Source organism: Streptomyces sp. NPDC003035 (genome assembly GCF_042888285.1).
GTDB lineage: Bacteria > Actinomycetota > Actinomycetes > Streptomycetales > Streptomycetaceae > Streptomyces.
In genome coordinates, this window is the sequence record NZ_JBIAPJ010000003.1 from 427,749 (window position 1) to 450,644 (window position 22,896).

A 22,896-nucleotide genomic window follows, 5' to 3' on the forward strand; every position below is an offset into this window, starting at 1 on the left:
CGAAACCAGTAACATGCGGCGCCATGAGCTCCCCCACTGGGCCTGCTTCCGGCCTGCCTGTACGAATGCCGCGACCCCGTCAGCCCGGACGGCACCGTCGCCCCGAACCCGTGGCGGCTCCCGAGGGTGCTCCCGCGCTCGTTCTCGCCGTCCCCGGTACGCCGTCGGCCGCCATACGCTCGCTGGCCGAGGAGGTCGTGAGCATCGCCCGCTCCGAGCTGCCCGGCCTGGACGGCGTGATCGGCTACCTGGACGGTGACGACGCCGAGTACCCCACCCTCGAGAACGTGCTGACGCGCGCCGAGACGCTGCGCACCGAGCGGTACGAGCTGGCTCTGGCCGCCGGCCGCGAGGTCAGCGCCCCCGAGGGTCCTGCCGCCGTCGTGGTGCCGCTGCTCGCCGGCCCGGACAGCGCCCTGATGCGCCGGATCCGCCAGGCCGTGATGGACAGTGGCAACGTCGCCGAGCTGACGGACGTCCTCGGTCCGCACCCGCTGCTCGCGGAGGCCCTGCACGTGCGCCTGTCGGAGGCCGGTCTGGCCCGTGCCGACCGCGCCCGGCTCTTCACGGTGGCCACGGCCGCCGACGGCATCGTCCTGGCCACGGTCGGCGGCGAGGAGGCCGTGCAGGCCGCAGGCATCACCGGCATGCTCCTGGCCGCCCGGCTGGCCGTCCCGGTCATGGCCGCCGCGCTGGACCAGGAGGGCTCCATCACCGCGATCGCCGAGCAGCTGCGCGGTTCCGGCTCCGTACAACTGGCGCTCGCCCCCTACCTGATCGGTCCCGAGCTGGCCGACGGCCTGCTCGACGCGGCCGCCAAGGAGGCCGACTGCGCCGCCGCCGAGCCGCTGGGCGCCTACCCGGCGATCGGCAAGCTGGTGCTCTCGCAGTACACGGCCGCGCTGGGCATCGCCCCGCAGCAGGGCGCCCCGGCCGTCTGATCGCTCCACGGCATACGGAAGGGCCCGCACCGGACATGTCCGGTGCGGGCCCTTCCGTATCGCTCGTACGCCGCTGGTCTCAGCCGATGACCACGCAGGAGGCGGCCGGGGCCTCGATCGCGCCGGCGCGGCGCGGAACACCGCTCTGCGCGTCGATGTCGAACCAGGTCACGTCGCCGGAGCGCTCGTTGGCCGCGTACAGCCGCCTCCCCGAGGGGTCGAGGGCCAGGTCGCGGGGCCACCGTCCGCCACAGGGCACGGTGGCGACGAGGACGGCCTTCTCGCCGTCGGGGTCCAGGGCGAGGACGGCGATGGTGTCGTCGCCGCGCACGGCGGCCCAGAGGAAGCGTCCGTCGGGGGCGACGACCACCTCGGAGGGGTAGCTCGGCCCGGTGGCGCCTTCGGGGACCACGGGCGTCTCCGCGACGGGTGTGAGGGTGCCGGCGGTCGCGTCCCAGCGGCAGACGGTGAGGGTGGGCTCCAGCTCGTTCAGGACGTAGGCGTGGGTCCCGTCCGGGTGGAAGGCCAGGTGGCGCGGGCCCGTACCGGGGCGCAGGGCGGTCTCCCCGTGCGGGCGCAGGGCACCGGAGCGGGCGTCCAGGGCGTAGATCCGTACGGAGTCGGTGCCGAGGTCCACGGCGGTCGCCCAGGCTCCGCCGGGTGCGGGCAGGACCTGGTGGGCGTGCGGGCCGCTCTGGCGGTCGGCGACCGGTCCGGAGCCTTCGTGCCGGGCGACGTCGGTGGCCGGGCCGAGCGCGCCGTCCGGGCCGACGGGCAGGGCGGTGACGCTGCCGGAACCGTAGTTGGCGGTGAGGACGTGGCCCGCGGCGACGGCGAGGTGGGTGGGTCCCGCGCCGCGCACGGCCACGGGAGCGCCGAGGGGCCGCGGTACGGCTCCGGTCACGTCGAAGGCGGCCGCGACGCCTTCCTCGGTCTCGGAGACGGCGTACAGCACGGTGCCCGCGAGGGCGAGGAAGGACGGGTCGGCGAGCGCGTCGGTGGCGCCGGTGACGGTCAGGGCGCCGGTGGAGGCGTCCACGTCGGCGGTGAGGATGCCGCGGCCCCCGTCCGAGGTGAACGATCCGATGAAGGCCCGTACCGGTTCCCGCGCGTCTGTGCCGCCCATGGCGTCTCCCCTCTCCGCCGGGCGGTCACGGCCGACCGCCCGCGTCGTCGGGGCCGACGGTAGCAGGAGGTCTAGACCAAGTGGGGTCAGGCCGGGGGGGAATCGCCTAGGGCCTGTCTCTTGGATCAGGCCGGATCGGCGAGCGGCGTCTGGTGCGTGCGATCGCAAGGCGGAGGAGAGAGTCCATGCGGAGCATCGACGACTGACGACAACGCAGCGAGCGTGCGTGCCAGGCGTCGCGAGCCCGGCATGATCCAAGAGACAGGCCCTAGGCCGTTTCCTTCGGATCAGGCCGGATCAACGAGCGGCGTCCGGTGCCGGGCGTCGGGAACCCTGCAAGATCGGAAGAGACGGCCTAACGGGTGGGTGAGGACGGCGCCACTTCCGAGAGGGTCTTCCAGAGCGTGGTGAGCGCGAGGAGCTGTGCCAGGAAGAACGCCACCGAGGCGAAGCGCATCTGATAGATGTACGCGACCATGCCCGCATTGGTGGCCCAGTAGCGGCGCTCGTTCTGGAAGGTCTGCAGGTCCATCACCAGACCGGTGCACGTCATCACCGAACCGAATGCCGCAATCGCGCCGATCACTTGGGGTACGGCCTCTCCGACGACGTGGGCGACGAGGAAGCCGGCCGCCTCCGGGACGGCGAACGCGAGCGCGACGAAGAGCGCCTTCGTCGGCCCGTGACGGCCCGGCAGGTCGCGCCAGAGCGCCCCGAGGAAGAATCCCGCGACGAGCCATGCGATCTGCCAGAAGAGGAGAGTCACCATGATCCAGGGGAATCCCGCCGGATCCTCCGCGTACACCGCCCAGGAGTCACCCTTCACCACCTGGGTCCAGTACAGCAGGCCCGTCGCGGGCAGCCCGAAGAGAGACGCGACGACGGCTCCCCGGCGGGCGTTGCCCCACCAGGTGACCATCGGGCCGCAGGCGAAGGGCAGATCGACCGGCCTCACTCCGGCCGGGAGCGACTGGTCCAGCCGGTCGATCTGGGCCTCGAGCGACTCCCGCTCCACGCGGTCGGTGTCGGCCGTGCCGAGATGACTCAGACGGGCCTGCAGCTCCCGGAACCGGCGCGCCAGACGCAAGATGTCGGCCCGTTCGGTCCGTGAGATCGTCATGCCGAGCGGAGCGTTGTCGGTGAAGGGCCGCTCCAGCACGGAGACGGATGAGCCTAGGGCCAGCACTCCCCAGGCCGTGCCCAGGCACAGCAGCAGGGAGAACGCGTAGGCGGACAGACCGTAGTAATACGCGGGTGGCGCGAGGGTGATGGCGAAGAGGACCAGGAGGAGGAACTTCTCCGCCGGCGCCGGTGTGAACGCCGTCTTGTCGTATTGCTCGACCCGACAGACCCGCAAGACTCCCAGCACGGCCAGCGGAGCCAGGATCGACACGATGGCCAGCAGCGGCTCAACAACGAGCTCAGGGAACTGCCACCACCATCCGTCGAGCTCCCCGTCCCACTTCTCCTGAAACTCCGGCCGATCGGGGTCGCCGAGCCAGCTGACCCGGTCCCAGGAGCGTTGGAAGGCGAGATAGCTCCACAGGACGGTGCCCATCGCCGCCACGACGGCGGCGGGCACCATCACGCGCGCCGGGATCCTGGTTTCCCGGATCAGCAGGATCCGTTGCGTCGCGGCGAACACACCGAGCCAGCACACGGACATCAACACGGTGCAGACCAGGGCCGCCACGGTCAGGCCCGGCGTGGACAGCACGAGATCGGCGGAGGGGAGGAGGGCGACCTCGTACACCTCCGCCACCACGTACCAGACGAGGATCACCAGCACGAGTGCGCTCACACTCACGCGCAGGCGCGTGGACCGGCTGCCGAGGAAACACAACGCAAGCCCGAGGAACGCCAGGCTGAACACCGACAGCGTCGGAGAGTAGTCCGAGATCATGGACTTGGCGACAAGTCGGTACAGGTTGTCGCCAAGGTTCACGAGCAGCCCCAGGAAGATCAGGAGGACCGACCACCACCGCAGCAGGCGCAGTGCTCGCGACTCGTCCGGCAGCGTCTTGCCGGCCCGGCTGCGCCTCAGCCGTCGAGCCGCGACGAGCAGCAGGGCGCCCGAGGCGACGTACCAGAACGCGTCTGAGGCACTCCAGACGCCCCATGTTTCCCAGGCCGCCCAACGGGGCTCGTGGGATGCAGTGATGTAGTTCCATCGCTGCACCGCCGGTGGGCGGAAGGTGACCGCGGGGTACCGGCCGGGCCGCACGTGCCGCCAGCCCAGCTTCGATCCGCCTTCGCCGAAGGCGGGTGGAGGTGTCGCCATCAGGGCTCCGGGGCCACTCAGGTTGACCTCGACGCGTTCCCAGTCCGCGGCCTTGAGGGCGATCGCGGGCGTCAACTCGATGTGCCAGTCCTCGTTCTCCGCCGTCAGCTTCCACGGGCCGACGGCGGAGGACGAGGACTGCACCCATGTGCTGGCCTCGTAATGGACCCTGACCCACTGGCCATCCGCCTTCACGGCCACCGGCTTGAACCGCCACTCGGAGTCAAGGAAGTCGTCCTGCTCCAGCTCAGGCTTGCCCACCAGGCACCGCAGCGCCGAGCGGTAGAGCGGAGAGTGCCCATCAAGGAGCAGGTCTGATGCGTGCGCCCAGGTTGCGGGCACGCCGACGTCCATGGTGCTCACGAGCATGCTGTAGGCATTGCCGCGGTGCTTGAACTCGGCGAGCGCCGTCACCGTGGCCTGCTTGAGCTGATCGGTTCGACAGCCCGGCGAGGCGAGTGCGGAGGCGTCGGCTCTTCCCGCGGCGGGGAGCACGAGGCAGAGGAGGAGCAGCAGGACGTGCAGAGGGCGCGGCGGGGAGCATCCGTGACGGATCACCGCCACAGGATCCTCCCGGCGCACGGCCTCCGACGCCCCGCGTCGCGCCGACGCGCAGGCAGGTCCACCCCAGCAGCCGACTAGGGCATTCCCTTCGGATCATCTGATCGTTGGTTGATGCGTGTCGTTGACTGACGCCCAGTGGGCGAGGATCGAGCCGTTGCTGCCGGACCGGACACCTCGGCGGGGTGGGCGGTGGCGCGATCACCGGCAGGTGATCGACGCGATCGCGTACAAGTACCGTACCGGCACGCCATGGATGGACCTGCCCGAGCACTTCGGATCATGGAAAGGCGCCCACAACCGGCTGCGGAAATGGGCCGCCGACGGAACCTGGGAGAACGTCTTCACCGCCCTACTCGCCCAGGCCGACGCCGAAGGCGACCTCGACTGGATCGTCTCGGTCGACGCCACCATCGTCCGGGCCCACCAGCACGCCGCCGGGGCCCGTCAAAAGGGGCCCCGGCCGGCGAGCCGGACGACCATGCCCTCGGACGGTCCCGCGGCGGACTGACCACCAAGATCCACCTCGCCGCGGACAGCCACTGCCGGCCACTAGCGTTCGTCCTCACCCCAGGACAGGCCGGTGACGCACCCGCGTTCCCCGAAGTCATGGCCCGCTTACGGGTGCCGCGGCCGATCGGCCGCCCCAGGACCACCCCGGAAGTGGTCCTGGCCGACAGGACTGCTGGGCGCGAGCCAGCCTCGTCTTGTCAACAGAGCTCTCAGGCCCGGGCGTATTCAAAGGCTCGGCTCGCGCCCACGAAGGCCAACTCCCGCCGGCCTTCGCCTCCCATTAGGCGTACTCGTCCCGCGCAATCCGAACCAGACTGCGCCGGCGCGGGATCCGGGCGGTGATCCCCCAGCCCTCCGACCAGGCCGCGAACCGCAAACGGCGCGGCCGACTCGGCGGCCGTCCGCCCGCCTTCGACCGCGAGGCCTACAAACAGCGCAACACCGTCGAACGCTGCATCAACAGACTCAAGCAATGGCGCGGCCTCGCCACCCGCTACGACAAGACCGCCACCATCTACCTCGCCGGACTCCACATCGCCGCCATCTTCATCTGGTCAGCAAGATGATCCGAAAGAAACGCCCTAGGCCGCCGGGACGAGCGGGGCGCTCGGTGCCGTGCGCAGGGGTGCGGCCAGGTCGACCAGCGCGCGCTCGAGGCCGTACAGGTGGCCGAGGGCCGCCTCGGCGCCCGGGTGGTGGGGCGGCAGGGCCTCCACCACCACGGAGGCGGGGCTCGCGGGCCGGGCCGGCGGGACCAGGGCGTGGACGGCTGCCTCGACCCGCCAGGAGGCGGCGGCGAGCCGGGCGTCGTGGGAGGCGTCCGGGTCGGCGGCGACGGCGGCGAGCCCGCGGATCTCCCGGGCACAGTCGTCGAGCAGGGCCAGGACCCGGCGGGCGCGGGCCTTGCGGGCCCGCAGCGGGCTCAGCGGGTGGACGAGGGGCGCCAGCGAGAGCCGGACCCGGCCGAGCAGCACCTCCAGCTCCGCGGCGAGCGGCGCGGGGTCGGCGTGCGGGTCACCGGCGAGCCGCCGTGCCGCGGCCGTGGTGCAGTCGTGCACACAGGTCACGGCCCGCTCGATCCAGGCGTTGGTGGCGGCGTGGGTCGTCACGGGCAGCAGGGCGACACCGACGGCCGCGCCGAGCGCGCCGACCGCGGTCTCCTCGAAGCGGAGCAGCAGGAGCCCGGGGTGCAGGACGCCGAGCAGTCCGTACAGCAGCCCGGCCATGACGGTCACGAAGAACATCATCCAGCTGTACGACAGCGGGGCGGTGTAGAAGATGCCGAAGACGCACACGGCGACCAGGGCGGCGGTCGGGGCGGGGGCGCCGCCGAGCGGGATGGCGATCAGGAGTCCGGCGGCGATACCGGTGACCGTGCCGACGACCCGGCGGAAGCCGCGCACCAACGTCTCGCCGCGGGAGGCGGTGTTGACGAAGATCCACCAGGCGGTGCCCACGGCCCAGTACCAGCGCTCGTGCGAGATCAACTGACCGGCGGCGAGCGCGACGGCACAGGCGGCGGTGGCCTGGAATGCCTGCCGGGTGGTGGGGCGGTCGAAGCCCGTCCCGGGCAGCGGGGCGGGTGCGGCGGGCGGCGGGACGCGCCGCTCGATGCACCAGGCGACGAAACGGACCGCGCCCACGGCGACGAGCGCGAGGGCCACCGCCGCGTACAGCTCCGGCAGCTGCGCGGGCAGCGCGTGCAGGAACTGGGTGACGAAGAACATCATGAACGCGAAGATGCCCAGTGCGTGCCCGCGCGGGCCCCAGCGGCGGGCGTAGACGCCCGCGAAGACGACGAGCAGCCAGGAGGCGTCGCGCAGCAGGGGCGCGCCGTGCAGGGCGGTCGCCAGGGCGAGCACCGGGAAGCCGACGGCGGGCAGCAGGGCGGTGGTGACGACCTGCCGGCGGACGGTGGGGTCGCCGACGGTGAAGAGCGCGAGGAGCGCGGCGAGACCGCCGGTGAGGGAGGCGGTGAGGGAGAGCCCGGCGAGCTCGGCCGCGGCGACGGCGAGACCGACGGCAAGGACGGCGCGCGAGGAGACCCGCAGCCGGACCCGGCCCGGATCCGGGGCCACGAACACCAGCCGGACGAACCGGCGCCCGGCCGCCCGAACCTGCTTCACGGCGGTCCTGCCGCCCCCGCTGACGTACACACACCCTCTTCGCGTGATTCTCGTGCCCCGGCCTGCTTGTGGCGGCCCTGGACATGGGAAAGGCGCCGCGGGTCCGGTTCCGGCCGCGTCGCCGGTCCGGCGCGTGCGCGGCGCCATCTCTTCGTACTCTTCGGACAGGAAAACACCTGGACGCCCAGTGGCTCAACTCATCCGGTCGACAGTGGGCCATTGGTACAGTCACTGCAGGGACAACTTGACCAGAGGGAGGCCAACGGACCATGGCAGTGGACGAGCTCGACACACGCATCCTGCGGCTGCTCATCGAGCAGCCGCGCACCAGTGTGCGCGAGTACGCGCGGATCCTGGGGGTGGCCCGGGGCACGGTGCAGGCCCGGATCGACCGGCTGGAGCGGGACGGGGTGATCACCGCCACCGGTCCGGTCCTCTCCCCCGCGGCGCTGGGTCACCCGGTGCTCGCATTCGTGCACATCGAGGTCACCCAGGGGCATCTGGACGAGGTCGGCGACGCGCTCGCCGCGGTGCCGGAGATCGTCGAGGCGTTCTCGATCACGGGCGGCGGGGACCTGCTCACGCGAGTGGTGGCCCGGGACAACGGTCATCTGGAGGACGTGATCCAGCGGCTGATCCAGCTGCCGGGGGTGGTCCGCACCCGTACGGAGATGGCGCTGCGGGAGCGGGTCCCGCACCGGCTGCTGCCTCTGGTCGAGGCAGTGGGGCGAGCGTCGGCCCGGACCGGTTGATCCCGGGCCGGTCGATCCGGGTTGGACGTTTCTCCGAGGAGGGTGGCAGATGCTACGAGAATCGACCTCGTTCATTGCAGATGAGACCCCTTGCGGCCTAGCGTGGCGCACATGCAGTCCTACACCATCGGGCAGGCGGCGCGTCTGCTGGGCGTCAGTCCCGACACCGCGCGCCGCTGGGCGGACGCCGGCCGGATCGCGACCCATCGCGACGAGAGCGGCCGCCGTCTGATCGACGGCCGCGACCTGGCGGCGTTCTCCACCGTGATCGCGCAGGCGGCCCAGGGCGACGAGGAGGCCCCGTACACCTCGGCCCGTAACGCCTTTCCCGGCATCGTCACCGCGATCAAGCTCGGCGACGTCGCGGCCCAGGTCGAGATCCAGGCGGGCCCGCACCGGCTCGTGTCGCTGCTCACCCGCGAGGCCGTGGAAGAGCTGGGTCTGGAGGTCGGCATGCGGGCCACCGCCCGCGTGAAGTCGACCAGCGTGCACATCGACCGCGCCTGAGGCGCGGCATCCGCCGACCACGCGCAAGGAGTCCCGCCCTCATGTCCCTCACGTTCACCCGACGACGCGCCGCGGCCGCCGTCGTGACGGCCGCCCTGCTCGCCCCGCTCGCCGCCTGCGGCGACGGGGGTGGGAAGCATGAGGCCGGCGGCGCCACGACCTCCGGCTCCGCCGGCGGGACTCCCCCGGCCCACCTGACGGTGCTCGCCGCCGCGTCCCTCACCGACGTGTTCGAGACCGCCGGCGCGGCGTACGAGAAGCGGCACCCGGGCACGAAGATCACGTTCTCCTTCGCCGGCTCCCAGGAGCTCGTCTCGCAGGTCGCCCAGGGCTCCCCCGCCGACGCGCTCGTGACCGCGGACACCAAGAGCATGGAGAAGGTCGCCGCGGACACCGGCACGCCTGCGGTCATCGCCAGGAACCGGCTCGTCATCGCCACCGGCGAGGGCAACCCGCACAAGATCGACGAGCTCCGGGACCTCGCGGACACCCGGCTGAAGGTCGTGCTCGCCGCCCCCGAGGTCCCGGCCGGCGCGTACAGCCGGAAGGTCCTCGACGCCCAGAAGATCACGGTGAAGCCGGTCTCCCAGGAGCCGAACGTCCGCGCCGTCCTGAGCAAGGTCGAGATGGGCGAGGCCGACGCCGGACTCGTCTACCGGACGGACGCCGTCGGCGCCGCCGACAAGACCGACGCCGTCGAGATCCCCGACGCCCAGAACGCGATCGCCGCGTACCCGGCCGCGACGCTGAAGGGCTCGCGGCACGCCGAAGCGGCGGCCGCGTTCGTGGCCTGGCTGTCCACACCCGAGGCGCAGAAGATCCTCCGGGACGCCGGGTTCCAGCAGCCGTAACCCGGTACGAGGGGTGGCGGGCCGGTCCGATCCGGGGGGGCGGCGGCCTGCACGCCCCGCCGAGGAACAAGCGCCGCCCACCCCGCCGGGGGGGAGCCCTCACACCCCGCCCACCACCGACCCCAGGAACAGCGATGACACGTCTTCCCGGTCGCGCGGCCGGTCCGCGCACGCCGATCGCCCTCGCGATTCCGGCCCTGCTCGCCGTCGCGTTCCTGCTGCTGCCGCTGGTCGGCATCCTGGCCCGGACCGAGTGGGGTGAGATCGGCGGCCATCTGACGCGCCCCGGCACCGTGCAGGCGCTCGAGCTGTCGCTCGTCGTGTCGTTCTGGGCGCTCGGCCTGTCATTGCTGCTCGGCGTGCCGCTGGCCTGGCTGCTGGCCCGTGTGCCGTTCCGCGGCAAGGCGTTCGTCCGCTCCCTCGTCCTGCTGCCGATGGTGCTGCCGCCGACCGTCGGCGGCGTGGCGCTGCTGCTCGCGTTCGGCCGCCGCGGGCTCCTCGGCCCCTGGCTGGAGTCCACGTTCGGCATCACCCTCCCCTTCCACACCTCGGGCGCGGTCCTCGCCGCGACCTTCGTCGCCATGCCGTTCCTGGTGATCAGCCTGGAGGGCGCGCTGGGCGGGCTGCGGCCGCGGTACGAGGAGACCGCCGCCTCGCTCGGTGCCTCGCCGGTACGGGTCTTCTTCACCGTCACCCTGCCGATGGTCGCGCCCGGGCTGATCGCCGGAGCGGCCCTCACCTGGGCGCGGGCGCTCGGCGAGTTCGGCGCCACCATCACCTTCGCCGGGAACCTGCCCGGCACCACCCAGACGCTGCCGCTCCAGGTCTATCTGCTGCTCCAGGAGGAACCGGAGGCGGCGACCTCGGTCTCGCTGCTGCTGCTCGCCATCGCGATGGCCGTGCTGATCGCGCTGCGCGGCCGGTGGACCGGCGGCGCCCCGGCGGCCCGCCAGGCCGTCTCCCCACCCGCCGTCGACGAACCGGCACCGGTCCTGGACGCCACCCCCGCCGTACGGCCCGAGGAGCGGTGGGCGCTGCACGCCGAGGTGACCGGCTTCGACCGGCTCACCCTGGACGCGGAGCCCGGCACCACGATCGCCGTCGTCGGCCCCAACGGAGCCGGCAAGACCACCCTGTTGCGTGCCCTGCTGGGGCTGACCCCGCGCGCCCACGCGGAGCTCCGGCTCGGCGGGACCGACGTCACGGCGCTCCCTCCGCACCGGCGCCACGTCGCCTGGGTGCCCCAGGACGGAGCCCTGTTCCCGCACATGTCCGCGCTGGCCAACACGGCGTACGGGCTGACGGCCCGTGGCGTCCGGCGAGCCGAGGCACGGCGGGCCGCCCGGCTCTGGCTGGACCGGCTCGGTGTGGGTCATCTCGCCCACCGCCGCCCCGCCCAGCTCTCCGGTGGCCAGGCGCAGCGGGTGGCCCTGGCCCGCGCGCTCGCCGCCCGCCCCCGGCTGCTGCTCCTCGACGAGCCGCTCGCCGCCCTCGACCAGACCACTCGCGCCCATGTACGCCACACGCTGCGGACCCATCTCACCGGCTTCGGCGGTGTCTGTCTGATCGTCACGCACGATCCGGTGGAGGCCGTCTCGCTCGCTGACCGGGTCCTCGTGCTCGAGGACGGGCGGGCGATCCAGGACGACGCCCCGGCCGAGGTCACCCGCCACCCGCGGTCCCCGTGGGTCGCCCGGATGCTCGGGCGCAACGCCTGGCCCGGTACGGCCACCGCCGACGGTCTGGCGCTCGCCGACGGCGGCGCCCTGGTGGCCGCCGAGCCGCTGCCGCCCGGCACGGACGCGCTCGCGATCATCGCGCCGGAGGCCGTCTCCGTACACCGCGAGAAGCCGGGGGGCAGCCCCCGCAACGTCTGGCCGGGCACGGTACGGGAGATCACGGCGAGCGGCAGCCGGCTGCGTGTGCTGATCACCTCGGAGCGGGTGCCGTCCCTCGTCGCCGAGATCACTCCGCAGGCGGCGGCCGAACTGGGCCTGGCGGACGGCGTCTCCGTGTGGGCCGGGGTCAAGGCGACCGAGGTGACCGTCGTCGCCCTCTGACGTCCGGCGAGCGGCTCGGAGGATCCGAGGAAATGCGAGTGCCGGGCGGCCTGGGCGTCTGGCAGGGTACGCATGCCCCGCCACCGCCCGCGCCCTGGAGCCGTCGTGTCCCTGCCGCCCCGACTGATCCCGCTGCTCGACCAGTTCGACTTCGCGCAGCTACGGCTCCGGCAGCGCATCGCGGGGCCGTTCGTGGACAGCGGCAACGGTACGGACGTCGAGGTCGGGGAGCTCACCGACGAGGAGTACCTGTCGGAGCCGGTTCCGGGCTGCTGGTCGGTCCGCCGCCGCGCCGACGGTCCGGGCCCTCGGGCGACCGTCCTGACCGGCACGGGCGACTGGGGCCGCGACGCCACCCCGCCCCCGCACCCCGCGCCGCCGCCGTTCACCACCCTCGCCTGGCGGCTGAGCCACCTGAGCGAGCTCATGACGCTCCGCGCGGACCACACCGACGGCAGCCACAGCCTGACCCGTGACGACTACCGGATCTCCGGCGACGCGGCCTCGGCGATCGCGGCCTTCGACGCCGGGGCGGACGCCTGGCGGGAGGCCCTGCTCGCGGCCGACGACACGGCGCTCGACACGGTGGGGCACAGCACCTACCCGCACGGCAGCGATCCGGAGGATCCCTTCCTGGACGTCGTCTGGTGGGTCAACCAGGAACTGCTGCACCACGGGGCCGAGATCGCGCTGCTCCGCGATCTCCACCGGGCCCGCACTGCGTGACGGGCGGCGGGCGTCACGACCGACGCTCGATGGCGCCGTTCCCCCATCCGTGGGACGATTTGTATGAAATGACAACAGGCATGACGAAGCCGAGCAAAGAGGGCGCAATGTCTGCCATCAAGGAATCCATCGACATCTCCCGCCGCCCCGCGGAGGTCTTTCCCTACGTGACCGACCCGACGCACCTGCCCGAGTGGCAGGAGAGCGCCGTCTCGGTCCGCCCGCTGAGCGACGCGCCTCTCGCCGTCGGCTCGAAAGCCGCCGTGACGCGACACGTCGGGCGTCGGGACATCACGATGACGATGCAGGTCATCGATCTGGACCCGCCGAGGAGTTGGCACTTGCACGGCATCGACGGCCCGGTACGCGCCGACGTCCACGGCACGATCGAGCCGATCGACAACGGCGAGCACTCCCGGGTCACGCTGGCGGTGGACTTCGAGGGACACGGCATCGGCAAGATGCTCGTCCCCCTCGTCGTCCGCCCGCAGGTACGCAAGGAGCTGCCCAGGAACGAGCAGACCCTCAAGGGCATTCTGGAGGCCGGGGCCGCCCGGTGACGCCGGTCGCCTCGGACCGGCTCCGGCCTCAGGCGGATCGGATCAGCTGAACACCACCGAGCGAAGCTTCAGCCGCTCGGAGGCGTGGCCGCCGTGCGGCCGGAGGCTGAACCAGTCGCCCTCGCAGTCGGGGCCGGTGAAGACGGTGGCGGTGGAGCCGGTGTGGTTGCGCGGGGAGTGGGCGGCCGGCGTCCACTCCGGCGCGACCTCGAGAAGGGTGAGGCACACCCCGCTCGGCGGGTCCGTGAGGACGCCGAGCTGGGCCGGGCCGGCCGGGGCGTTGTAGAGGTAGGTGAACTGGCCCTCGGCCGCGGAGGCGGAGGGCGCGGAGGCGAAGAGCACGGCAAGGCCGCAGGCGGTCGCGGTGGCGAGGGCGCGCAGGCGCATGGGGGCATCCGTTCGTCGGCGTACGGCCGGAAAGATCTCCGGCCCCCCTGGCCCTCCCCCGGGACGGTTACGCCCACACCGGGGCCGACTTGCGGAAACGATCAGCCGTCGCCCGATCGGATGAGTGCGCCCCCACATGCAGTCCCCGGCGGTCCGTCTCCGGACTCGGACTTCCCAGCCGTCGCTGTCGGTCCTGAGATCCGGGAGGCTCCACCGGGGGCCTGGCCAGAGCCAGCGAGTGGGTCACGCGGGTCGGTGAACGTCTTCACCGGCGAGTGCGGCTCGCTCTGGTTTTCTGGTGTAATACGGATTTTCCTCCTTATTCGACCCACGTCAAGAGGGAGCGACGGGCCTCTCGAAAAAGGTCCCCGTACTGTCGTACTGCGATCACTCCGAACACCATTCAGACAACGAGCGACAGAGGTGGGTCATGTCCGGCGCGATGGTGGACGATCCGTACGAAGTTCTGGACGAGCGGTTCCGTACCGGCCGGTGTGCCAACGGGGACAGCCGGCTCGAACAACTCCACTCCGACTGCCGTTGGGCGGAAGGGCCGCTCTACCTGCCGGCATGGCGGCAGCTGATCTGGAGCGACATCCCCAACGACCGGATGCTGCGCTGGGACGAGACGACCGGCACGATCGGCGTCTTCCGCTCCCCCGCCGGCCATGTCAACGGCAACACGCTCGACCGCGAGGGACGGCTGATCAGCTGTGAGCAGGGCAACCGCCGGGTCACCCGCACCGAGCACGACGGGCGCGTCACGGTCCTGGCCGACCGCTTCGAGGGCAGGCGGTTCAACAGCCCGAACGACGCGGTCGTCCGCTCCGACGGCTCGGTCTGGTTCACGGATCCGGACTTCGGCATCACCAGCGACTACGAAGGCCATCGCGCCGAGAGCGAGATCGGCAGCTGCGACGTCTACCGGATCGACCCCGTGACCGGCGAGGTCCGCCGGGTCGCCGACGGCTTCGGCGGCCCGAACGGCATCGTCTTCTCGCCCGACGAGCGGCGGTTGTACGTCGCCGACACCCGCGCCCGCCACATCCGCTCCTTCGAGGTCCGCGAGGACGGCACCCTCTCGGAGGGCGCGGTCTTCGCCAAGCTCACCGGCGGCGGCTTCGACAACATCCGCTTCGACGACCAGGGGCGGTTGTGGGCGGCCGCGCTCCACGACGGCGTGCACTGCTACGACCCGGACGGCACCCTGATCGGCAGGCTGCGCGTGCCTGAACCCGTCTCCAACATCGCCTTCGGCGGGCCCAAGAACAACCGTCTGTTCATCACGGCCACGACCTCGCTCTACTCGCTCGTGATGAGCGTGACGGGTCTTCCCCGGGTGCGGTCGGGCTCCTCCCGTCAGGACCCCCAGGCCTCCATCTCGTAGACGCGGGCGGCCGGATCCGTGGTCTGGGTCGGCCGGGTGATCTCCAGGCGTACGTAGCGCGCCGTGGTGCTCACGGGGTGTGTCGTGGTGGCCGCCGTGTTCCCGGTGACGGTCGCGGCGGTCGTCCACGGGTCGGCGGTGGAGCCGCGGACCTTGAGGGTGAAGTCCCGGGTGTTCCAGGAGGCGCTCTCGCCGCCCGCGGCCGCGTGCTTCACGACGAGGCGGTCCAGCGTACGGACCGCGCCGAGGTCGACCTCCAGCCACTTGGCGGTGGTGGTCGTGCACCACTTGTCGCCGTTGCCGCCGGAGACGCTGCCGTTGACGGCCTTGGCCGGGGTCTCGGTGCTGTTGCACTGGCCGGAGGCGGTCGCGGGCCGGTTCAGCGCGAGGTTGGACCCGGTGGCGCCGGACCAGCCGACGGTGGTGGTGGCGGCCGGTGAGCGGCCGTACTCGGTGGAGACGGCCTCGACGTCGAGCGTCGTCGTGGTCTCCGTGCCGACCCGGTCGAGCCGCGGGACGAAGAGGGCGTCGTTGGGAGTCGCACCCAGGAAGGTGCGGGTGCCGTCGGTGTTGCGCCGGTACACCTCGTAGTGGTGGACGGACCCGGCGGCCGACGCCGTCCAGGACAGGCGCAGCGACTTGCGCGTGGGGCTCACGTCGGTGGTGCCGAGCACGGTGACCGCGGTCGGGGCGGCCGCCGTGTCCACGGCCCCGTCGTAGACGGCGATCTGGCCGACCTTCACGTCGTACGCGGCCTCGGATCCGGCGGCCTGCAGGCCGATCTGGGCGATGGTCCGGCCGCTGAAGGCCGACAGGTCGAGGGTCTTGCGCTCCCAGCCGGCGGTGCCGGTGGAACCGAGGTCGAGGGTGGTGAAGGCGGTCGGCGCGTCCGTGAAGGAGACCGCGGCCTTGAGGCGGGTGGGTCCCGCGGTCGGGGTCTTCACGACGACGGACAGCTTGGTGTCGGCGGCGACCGGCAGCTTGGTCTGGTACAGCCGGACGGTGTTGACCGCGTCGAGGGTGCCGGTCAGACGCAGCGAGGAGCCGCCCTCGTAGGCGTCGGTGAAGTCGATGGACGGGGTGAGCCGGGAGCCGGTGGAGCTGACCAGCCAGCGGTAGGTCGGGGGCACGTCCTGCAGCGAGAGGTTGTTCCAGCCGGTCGACGCCACCCGCACGCCGCCCGAGTGGAAGAAGTCGCCCTGGCCGGCGCCGAACGAGGTGACGAAGGGCTTGGCGGTGACGGGCGAGGACTCGGGGACGTAGTGCGCGAGGCCCTTCCAGGCCGAGGTGGTGGTGGTGTCGGAGGGGTCGCCGTTGGCTCCGTCCCAGTAACGCGCCTCGCGGGCATGGGAGTCGGCCCGGTTCGCCGACGAGGTGAAGGTCCATTCGGGCCGGTAGATGCCGAGCGAGGTGACGTGCGGCTGCCCGGCGGGGAAGACCGAGGACCAGGGGACGGAGGTGTGGTAGCCGTTCGCCTCGGTGTCGATGCCGGAGTACAGCTCGTACTCGCTGCGGCCCAGGCTCCGGGCGAGCGTACGGGAGGAGTCGAGCCCGGAGGAGCTCCAGCCGAAGTCCAGGAACATCGAGTCGGAGGTCCGCCGCTCACCCTCCTGCAGGAAGGAGTCGTTGGCGGAGGTGAGCGCGTCCTGCCAGCTCACCGCGCCGGACTCGGTCATCGCGTCGTACCACATGAACTCGACCGGGCCGAGGGAGCGGGCATGGCGCATGACGTTCCGCAGCTCGGTCGCGAGGGCCGCGTCCCCGCCCGCCGTCTCCTGGTTGATGAACCAGCCGTCGAAGCCGTAGTGCCGCGCGACCTGCGCGAGCTTGTCCGCGACCGGGTAGGTGGAGCCGGTCTTCTTCGTGAAGTCGCGCACCCACTGGATCTGGCCGCCGTAGGCGGTGGGCGGGAAGAAGACGGTGCCGTAGACCTTCACGCCGTTGCGGTGGGCCGCGTCGATGACGGTCGCGTTCGGAGCGAGGATCAGGCCCTCGCTCGCGGAGCCGCCCCAGAAGACCAGCTTGTCGATGTACTGCCAGTGGCCGAAGGCGTAGTAGTGCGGGTCGGTGGAGCCCTGTGAGGGGTTGTTCGAGGTGGGGCCGAAGGAGACCAGGGACGCGATCTTCCCCTCGCCGGCGCGGGCGTTGGCGTTGGCCTTGAGCGCCGGGTCGGAGACGCGCGGCCGCAGCGGGACGCGGGAGCGGTTGAACCGCGCGTCGGGGTCGGTGGCCGGATCCCAGTTCAGGAGGGTGTTCGGGTGCCAGTACGAGGCGTAGGGCTGGTCGCCCGTCGCCCGGGCGGCGGCGCGTGCCTCGGGAGCGTGGGGGGCGAGGCCGAGCAGCGCGGCGAGGAGGGCCGCGAGCGGCAGCAGGGGCAGGTGTCGTCTCATCCGATACTCCGGTCCAGCGGGAGGGTGGGGGTGCTGGGCGTACGGGAGGTGCGGCGGTACGAAAACGGGATGCGGCGCGGGAGGAGCGGCGGTGGGCCCTGGCACGGAGGCGCCGTACAGGCCAGGGCGAGGCGGGGCAGGCGGGCGTCGTCGCCCCTCTCGCCCCGGGAGGCTAAACGGCTTTAGTCGCGGCGGTCAAGAGCCGGAGGCGCCGTGCTCTCACGGACCGTCAGGCGCGGCGTCGGGTTCTTGACGTCGCGCGCCGCCGCCGGGTCGTCGACGAGCGCGAGCAGTTCCCGCGCGACCTGCTCGCCGAGGGCGAAGGTGTCGCGGGAGAGCGCGGTGAGCGCCGGGTGCACGATGCGGGCGAGGGCGGAGTCGTCGAAGGAGACGATCGAGAGCTCGCCGGGCACGGCCACGCCCATCTCGGCGGCCACACCGAGTCCGGCCACCGCCATCACGTCGCTGTCGTAGATGATCGCGGTCGGCCGCTGGGCGCGGGCGAGGAGCGCCCGGGTGGCGGCGGCGCCCTCGGCGTCGCTGAAGTCGGTGGGCAGCGACACGGCCTCGGTCAGACCCAGGCGCCGGGCGCTGTCCCGTACGGCCCGGATACGGCGCTGGGTGTGCTGGAAGGCCGGCAGGCCGGCCAGGTGCGCGATCCGGCGGTGCCCGAGGGCCGCGAGGTAGTCGACGATGGAGACCATCGCCTCGCGGTCGTCCGCCCAGACGCTGGGCAGGCTGCCGTGCCGGCCGGGTCCGCCGATGACCGTCGTGGGGACGCCGAGCTCCTCCAGGACGGGGATCCGCGGGTCGCGGACCTGAAGGTCCACCAGGACGAAGCCGTCCACCCGGTGCTCGGAGGTCCAGCGCCGGTAGACCTCGATCTCGGCCGCCGTGTCCTCGACGACCAGCAGGTTCAGGGCCGTGCCGCGCACCGAGAGACCGGCCTGCAGCCCGCTGAGCAGATGGCCGAAGAACGGCTCGAGGCCGATGGTCCGCGCCGGGCGGGCGAGGACGAGGCCGACCGCGCCCGCCCGTGCGCCGCCCAGGGCGCGCGCGGCGCTGTGCGGCCGCCAGTTCATCTCCTCGGCCACCCGCAGGATGCGCTCGCGGGTCGCCTCGCTCACTCCCGGCCGGCCGTTGAGCGCGAAGGACACCGCGCCCTTGGACACCCCGGCCCGGCGGGCGATGTCGGCGATCGTCGGTCTGCCCACGCGGCGCCCCTCTCGTCCTCGCGCACTCTCTTGACAGCGGAGTGTAGCGGGAGCATAGTCCCCCATCGCTAGACCGGTTTAGTAGCTCTGCACCGTCCGCCAGAACAGACCGGGAGACCTCTCACATGCGAACAAGCCACTGGATGCGGCTGGCCGTCGCCGCGGTCGCCGCGGCCACGCTCGCCGGCTGCGGCCTCGGCGACCCGAACGGCTCCGACGGCACGGACACCGGAAACGCCGCGGCCGGCGGCGAGGTGAAGGGCACGGTGTCCCTGCAGACCTGGGCTCTGAAGCCGAAGTTCACCGCGTACATGGAGGGCGTGATCGACGCCTTCGAGAAGAAGCACCCGGGCGTGGAGGTCGACTGGCTCGACCAGCCCGGTGACGGCTACTCCGAGAAGGTGCTCAGCCAGGCGGCCGGCGGCACCCTGCCCGACGTGGTCAACCTGCCCCCGGACTTCGCGCTGCCGCTGGTCGAGCGGAACATGCTGCTCGACGTGGGGAAGGCCGACGCCACGCTCGACAGCGACTACGTCGCGGGCGGCACCGCCGCCTACCGCTTCGCCGGGCACGACGGCACGTACGGCTACCCCTGGTACCTCAACACCGACGTCAACTACTGGAACGCGGAGCTGCTCACCCGGTACGGACTGGACCCGAAGAAGCCGCCGGCCACCCTGGACGAGCTGATCACCGCGGCCAGGACCGTCAAGCGGAAGTCCGGCGGCTCGGTCTACCTGATGAGCCGCAAGCCGGGCCTCATGGACTTCGCCAACGCCGGGGTGAAGCTCATGTCCGACGACGGCACGCGCTTCACCTTCAACACCCCCGAGGCGGCCGCCGTCCTCGACACGTACCGCGCCGCCTTCAAGGAGGGGCTGCTGCCTAAGGACGTCCTGACCGAGACCTACGCGGGCAACACCAAGCTGTTCAGCTCCGGCACCGCCGCCTGGACCACCGCCGGCGGCAACTACATCACCTCGCTGGCCACCGACAACCCCGGCCTCGCCCCCAAGGTGGTCTCCTCCCCCGCCATCGGCATCCCGCCGCTGTACGTCCAGGGCCTCTCGGTCTCGAAGAACACCAAGAACCGGGCCACCGCGCTCGCCCTCGCCCGCTGGGTGACCAACGCCGAGAACCAGGCCGCCTTCGCCCGTCTCACCAGTATCTTCCCCTCCACCAAGGCATCGGCCTCGGACCCGTTCTTCAGCAAGAGCGACGGCACCAACGCCGGTGACGCGAAGGTCACGGCCTTCAGCTCCCTCGCCCAGGCCACGATGCTGGAGCCGGTCCGGGCCAACGACGCGATCAAGACGGTGATCAACCAGCAGATCGCCCTCGCCCTGAGCGGCCAGGCCGGCTCCGAGGAGGCGCTGGACACGGCGGTCGCCCGCGCCGACCAGATGCTGAAGGACTGATCCCCGCGCCCGGCCGTCCGAGCGGCGCCGCCTTCCCCCGGCGGCGCTCCGCGTCCCCGGAAGGCACTCCATGACACACCGGCGCTGGTTCACGCCGTGGCTGCTCGCCGGGCCGGCGGTGGTCTGGCTCGTCGTCTTCAACCTCTGGCCCGCCCTCAACACGGTCGTTCTCTCGTTCACCAACGCCAAGCCGCTGGGCGGCGGCCGCTTCACCGGACTCGACAACTACGAGCGCGCCCTGAACGACGAGCAGTTGATCGACGCGCTGATCAACAGCATCGTCTATCTGCTGATCTGCCTGCCGCTGCTGACCCTGCTGCCGCTGCTCCTCGCCCTCCTCGTGGAGAAGAAGCTCCCGGGCATCACCTTCTTCCGTACCGCGTTCTACACCCCGGTCGTCGCCTCCGCCGTCGTGGTCGCGCTGATCTGGGGCTGGGTCCTGGACGACCGGGGGCTCCTCAACGGTCTGCTCGGACAGCTCGGCCTCGCCGACCGGCCGGTCGACTTCCTCACCGACCGCTGGCTCCTGCTCTTCAGCGCCATCGGCCTCACGGTCTGGAAGGGCCTCGGCTACTACATGGTCATCTACCTGTCCGCGCTCGGGAACGTCGGCCGCGAGCTGCACGAGGCGGCCGCCGTCGACGGCGCCTCCGCCGTGCGCCGGTTCTGGCACGTCACCCTGCCCGGCGTACGGACCACGATGATGCTGGTCTCCGTCCTGATATCCGTGTCCGCCCTCCGGGTCTTCTCGGAGCTGTACGTCCTGTCCCACGGCACCGGCGGCCCCGGCGGGCGGGACATGTCGGTGGTCATGCTCATCCAGATGTACAGCCGCGGCTTCACCGGGCACATCGGCTACGCCTCCGCCCTCAGCCTGCTGCTCTTCCTCATCACCGTCGGCCCGATGCTGCTCCTGGCACGGCTCAACCGGAAGGCGGCCTGACCATGCCCGCACGGGGATTCGGTACGCCCACGCCGGCCGGGAAGGCCGCGCGCTATCTGCTCCTGGCCGTGGTCCTGCTGCTCACGATCGGACCGTTCCTGTGGCAGCTGTCCACCTCCCTCAAGGGGCCCGGGGAGGACGTGTACTCCCGTACGCCGGACTTCCTGCCGCAGGACTGGACGTTCTCCAACTACGCCCAGGTCGCCGACACCATCCCGGTGTGGACGTACGCGCTCAACTCGCTGACCGTGGCGGCGATCGCCGTGGCCGGCAACGTCGTGGGCGCCACCCTCGCCGGCTTCGCCCTGTCCCGGCTGCGGTTCCGCGGGGTGCGCCTGGTGCTCGGCCTGTTCCTCGCCACGCTCGTGCTGCCCGGCGAGGTCACGATCGTCTCCCAGTACGTGACCGTACGGAGCATGGGCCTGACGGACACCCTTCTCGGGGTGGCGCTCCCCGGGGCGATCGCCATGCTGAACGTGCTGCTGATGTACACCGCCTTCCAGGCCGTGCCGCCCGAACTCGACGCCGCGGCGCTCGTGGACGGCGCCACCGTGTGGCAGCGCCTGGTGCACGTGGGCCTGCCGAACGTACGGGGCATGCTGAGCGTCGTCGTGATCTTCACCTTCATCGGCGCCTGGGACGACTTCCTGTGGCCGTTGATCGTCCTCAACGACCCGGCGCGCTACACCCTGACCGTCGGGCTGCAGTACCTCGACGGCACGTTCACGGCCAACCCCCGGCTGATCGCCGCCGGCACCATGATCGCCTTTCTGCCGATCGTCGCGGTGTTCGCCGCGCTCCAGCGGTTCTTCTTCAAGGGCGTCGAGGAAGGCGCCATCAAGGGATGACCTCCGGAAAGGATCCGATGCCGAGCATGCCCCCTCCCGTCGACGCCCCGCGCTTCGGCGTCAACTACACCCCGAGCCGGGGCTGGTTCCACCACTGGCTCGACTTCGACCTCGACGCCGTCCGCGCCGATCTGGACTCGATCGCCGCCCTCGGCCTGGACCACGTCCGGGTCTTCCCGTTGTGGCCCGTCTTCCAGCCGAACCGCACCCTGATCCGCCCGCGCGCGGTCGAGCAGCTGGTGCGGCTCGTCGACGCGGCGGCCGAGCGTGGCCTCGACGTGGCCGTGGACGGGCTGCAGGGGCATCTGTCCAGCTTCGACTTCCGGCCCTCGTGGACCCTGACCTGGCACCGGCGCAACATGTTCACCGACCCCGAGGTGCTCGACGGCCAGGCCGCCTATCTGCGCACCCTCGCCTCGGCCCTGGCCGACCGGCCCAGCTTCCTGGGCATGACCCTCGGCAACGAGATCAACCAGTTCTCGGGCGATCCGCACCCCGATCCGGACCGGATCACGCCCGGCCAGGCGGAGAGCTGGCTGCGCCGCATGCTGGCGGCGTGCGAGCGGGGGGCGCCGGGCCGGCTGCATCTGCACGCGGAATACGACGCCGCCTGGTACCTCGACGACCACCCGTTCACCCCCGCCCACGCGGCCCGGCTCGGCGCGGTGACGGCCGTGCACTCCTGGGTCTTCAACGGCACCGCGCAGCGCTACGGCGCCGACTCGGTCGCGACCGGGCAGCACGCCGCGTACCTGATCGAGCTGTCGAAGGCGTGGGCCGAGGACCCGGGGCGGCCGGTGTGGCTGCAGGAGGTCGGGGCGCCCGCCCCGCACATCGCCGCCGAGCGGGCCGCCGCCTTCACCCGTACGACGGTGGACGCCGCGCTCGACTGCCCGGACGTCTGGGGCATCACCTGGTGGTGCTCCCACGACGTCGACCGCTCGCTCGCCGACTTCCCCGAACTGGAGTACAGCCTGGGCCTGTTGACCACCGACCGGCGGGCGAAGCCGGCCGGGCGGGCGCTCGCCGAGGCCGTGGCGGAGGCCCGTGCGCAGCCCCGCCGTCCCCGGCCGCGCGGTACGGCCCTGATCCTCGATCTGCCCGACGACGCGCCGAAGCGGTCGACGTGCGGCCCCGGCGGGGTGTACTTCGAGGCGTTCATGCGGCTGGCCGCGGACGGCGTACGGCCCGCCGCCGTACTGGCGTCGCGGGCCTCCGACCGCGATCATCTCAGCGCACGCGGGATCACCGAGACGGTCACCGTCGACGACGTCGGCCGGGCCTGACCCTCTCCCTCTTACGTGA

Annotated in this window: 18 protein-coding genes and 2 pseudogenes; 14 read left to right on the top strand and 6 right to left on the bottom strand. The window is 72.0% G+C overall.

Features of this window, described 5'->3' with window-relative positions:
* Positions 1-23 precede the first annotated feature (23 nt).
* On the top strand, positions 24-941 hold the full coding sequence (locus tag ACFYV5_RS11615; RefSeq protein WP_389167234.1) for a sirohydrochlorin chelatase: 918 nt from the start codon (positions 24-26) through the stop codon (positions 939-941).
* Positions 942-1,020: 79 nt separating this feature from the next.
* On the opposite strand, the gene ACFYV5_RS11620 is transcribed toward ACFYV5_RS11615, so the two are convergent.
* Positions 1,021-2,067 carry a lactonase family protein gene (locus tag ACFYV5_RS11620; protein WP_389167236.1) on the bottom strand — a complete coding sequence of 349 codons (1,047 nt, stop codon included), beginning with the start codon at positions 2,065-2,067 and terminating at the stop codon, positions 1,021-1,023.
* A 355-nt stretch (positions 2,068-2,422) separates the two neighbouring features.
* On the bottom strand, positions 2,423-4,906 hold the full coding sequence (locus ACFYV5_RS11625; RefSeq protein WP_389167239.1) for a DUF6185 family protein: 2,484 nt from the start codon (positions 4,904-4,906) through the stop codon (positions 2,423-2,425).
* Positions 4,907-5,027: 121 nt separating this feature from the next.
* On the opposite strand from ACFYV5_RS11625, the pseudogene ACFYV5_RS11630 reads away from it, so the two are divergent.
* A pseudogene (locus ACFYV5_RS11630) lies at positions 5,028-5,590 on the top strand (IS5 family transposase); the annotation flags it as partial.
* A gap of 116 nt (positions 5,591-5,706) precedes the next feature.
* Positions 5,707-5,988 (top strand): annotated as a pseudogene (locus tag ACFYV5_RS11635) (transposase); the annotation flags it as partial.
* A gap of 15 nt (positions 5,989-6,003) precedes the next feature.
* Here ACFYV5_RS11635 and ACFYV5_RS11640 read toward each other — a convergent pair.
* Entirely contained in the window at positions 6,004-7,548 is a 1,545-nt protein-coding gene (locus tag ACFYV5_RS11640; RefSeq protein ID WP_389167242.1) for an FUSC family protein, read from the bottom strand.
* Between the two features lie 269 nt (positions 7,549-7,817).
* Between ACFYV5_RS11640 and ACFYV5_RS11645 the strand changes: the two genes are divergently transcribed.
* The 6 genes from ACFYV5_RS11645 (at position 7,818) to ACFYV5_RS11670 (ending at position 13,004) form a co-directional block, all read left to right on the top strand.
* The gene (locus tag ACFYV5_RS11645) at positions 7,818-8,300 is read left to right on the top strand and encodes an Lrp/AsnC family transcriptional regulator (RefSeq protein ID WP_355110423.1); all 483 of its coding nucleotides are present in this window, start codon (positions 7,818-7,820) and stop codon (positions 8,298-8,300) included.
* Positions 8,301-8,411: 111 nt separating this feature from the next.
* Positions 8,412-8,807, top strand: coding sequence for a molybdopterin-binding protein (locus ACFYV5_RS11650; protein ID WP_389167245.1), 396 nt, complete (start codon positions 8,412-8,414; stop codon positions 8,805-8,807).
* A 41-nt stretch (positions 8,808-8,848) separates the two neighbouring features.
* On the top strand, positions 8,849-9,658 hold the full coding sequence (modA, locus tag ACFYV5_RS11655; protein ID WP_355110421.1) for a molybdate ABC transporter substrate-binding protein: 810 nt from the start codon (positions 8,849-8,851) through the stop codon (positions 9,656-9,658).
* A 134-nt stretch (positions 9,659-9,792) separates the two neighbouring features.
* Positions 9,793-11,718 carry an ABC transporter permease gene (locus ACFYV5_RS11660; protein ID WP_389167249.1) on the top strand — a complete coding sequence of 642 codons (1,926 nt, stop codon included), beginning with the start codon at positions 9,793-9,795 and terminating at the stop codon, positions 11,716-11,718.
* A gap of 105 nt (positions 11,719-11,823) precedes the next feature.
* A complete protein-coding gene (locus ACFYV5_RS11665) occupies positions 11,824-12,444 on the top strand; it encodes a DinB family protein (protein ID WP_389167252.1) in 621 nt (206 codons plus the stop codon).
* A gap of 107 nt (positions 12,445-12,551) precedes the next feature.
* Positions 12,552-13,004 carry an SRPBCC family protein gene (locus ACFYV5_RS11670; protein ID WP_389167255.1) on the top strand — a complete coding sequence of 151 codons (453 nt, stop codon included), beginning with the start codon at positions 12,552-12,554 and terminating at the stop codon, positions 13,002-13,004.
* A gap of 42 nt (positions 13,005-13,046) precedes the next feature.
* Here ACFYV5_RS11670 and ACFYV5_RS11675 read toward each other — a convergent pair whose 3' ends face one another.
* Positions 13,047-13,391, bottom strand: coding sequence for a hypothetical protein (locus ACFYV5_RS11675; protein ID WP_389167257.1), 345 nt, complete (start codon positions 13,389-13,391; stop codon positions 13,047-13,049).
* Positions 13,392-13,821: 430 nt separating this feature from the next.
* Here ACFYV5_RS11675 and ACFYV5_RS11680 point away from each other — a divergent pair, with 430 nt between their 5' ends.
* Entirely contained in the window at positions 13,822-14,778 is a 957-nt protein-coding gene (locus tag ACFYV5_RS11680; protein WP_389167260.1) for an SMP-30/gluconolactonase/LRE family protein, read from the top strand.
* Here the strand turns inward: ACFYV5_RS11680 and ACFYV5_RS11685 are convergent.
* Positions 14,751-17,168: a discoidin domain-containing protein gene (locus tag ACFYV5_RS11685; RefSeq protein ID WP_389167263.1), complete on the bottom strand. Its 2,418-nt coding sequence runs from the start codon at positions 17,166-17,168 to the stop codon at positions 14,751-14,753. The two genes, ACFYV5_RS11680 and ACFYV5_RS11685, sit on opposite strands and share 28 nt — an antisense overlap.
* Positions 17,169-17,350: 182 nt before the next feature.
* On the bottom strand, positions 17,351-18,382 hold the full coding sequence (locus ACFYV5_RS11690; RefSeq protein ID WP_355110414.1) for a LacI family DNA-binding transcriptional regulator: 1,032 nt from the start codon (positions 18,380-18,382) through the stop codon (positions 17,351-17,353).
* 125 nt (positions 18,383-18,507) lie between these two features.
* Between ACFYV5_RS11690 and ACFYV5_RS11695 the strand changes: the two genes are divergently transcribed.
* From ACFYV5_RS11695 to ACFYV5_RS11710, 4 genes are all read left to right on the top strand, one after another.
* Positions 18,508-19,800 (top strand): ABC transporter substrate-binding protein, encoded by a 1,293-nt coding sequence (locus ACFYV5_RS11695; RefSeq protein WP_389167268.1) that lies wholly within the window; start codon positions 18,508-18,510, stop codon positions 19,798-19,800.
* 70 nt (positions 19,801-19,870) lie between these two features.
* A complete protein-coding gene (locus tag ACFYV5_RS11700) occupies positions 19,871-20,743 on the top strand; it encodes a sugar ABC transporter permease (RefSeq protein WP_355110412.1) in 873 nt (290 codons plus the stop codon).
* Between the two features lie 2 nt (positions 20,744-20,745).
* Positions 20,746-21,591, top strand: coding sequence for a carbohydrate ABC transporter permease (locus ACFYV5_RS11705; protein WP_389167272.1), 846 nt, complete (start codon positions 20,746-20,748; stop codon positions 21,589-21,591).
* A 26-nt stretch (positions 21,592-21,617) separates the two neighbouring features.
* Positions 21,618-22,877, top strand: coding sequence for a glycosyl hydrolase (locus ACFYV5_RS11710; protein ID WP_389167275.1), 1,260 nt, complete (start codon positions 21,618-21,620; stop codon positions 22,875-22,877).
* Positions 22,878-22,896: the final 19 nt, after the last annotated feature.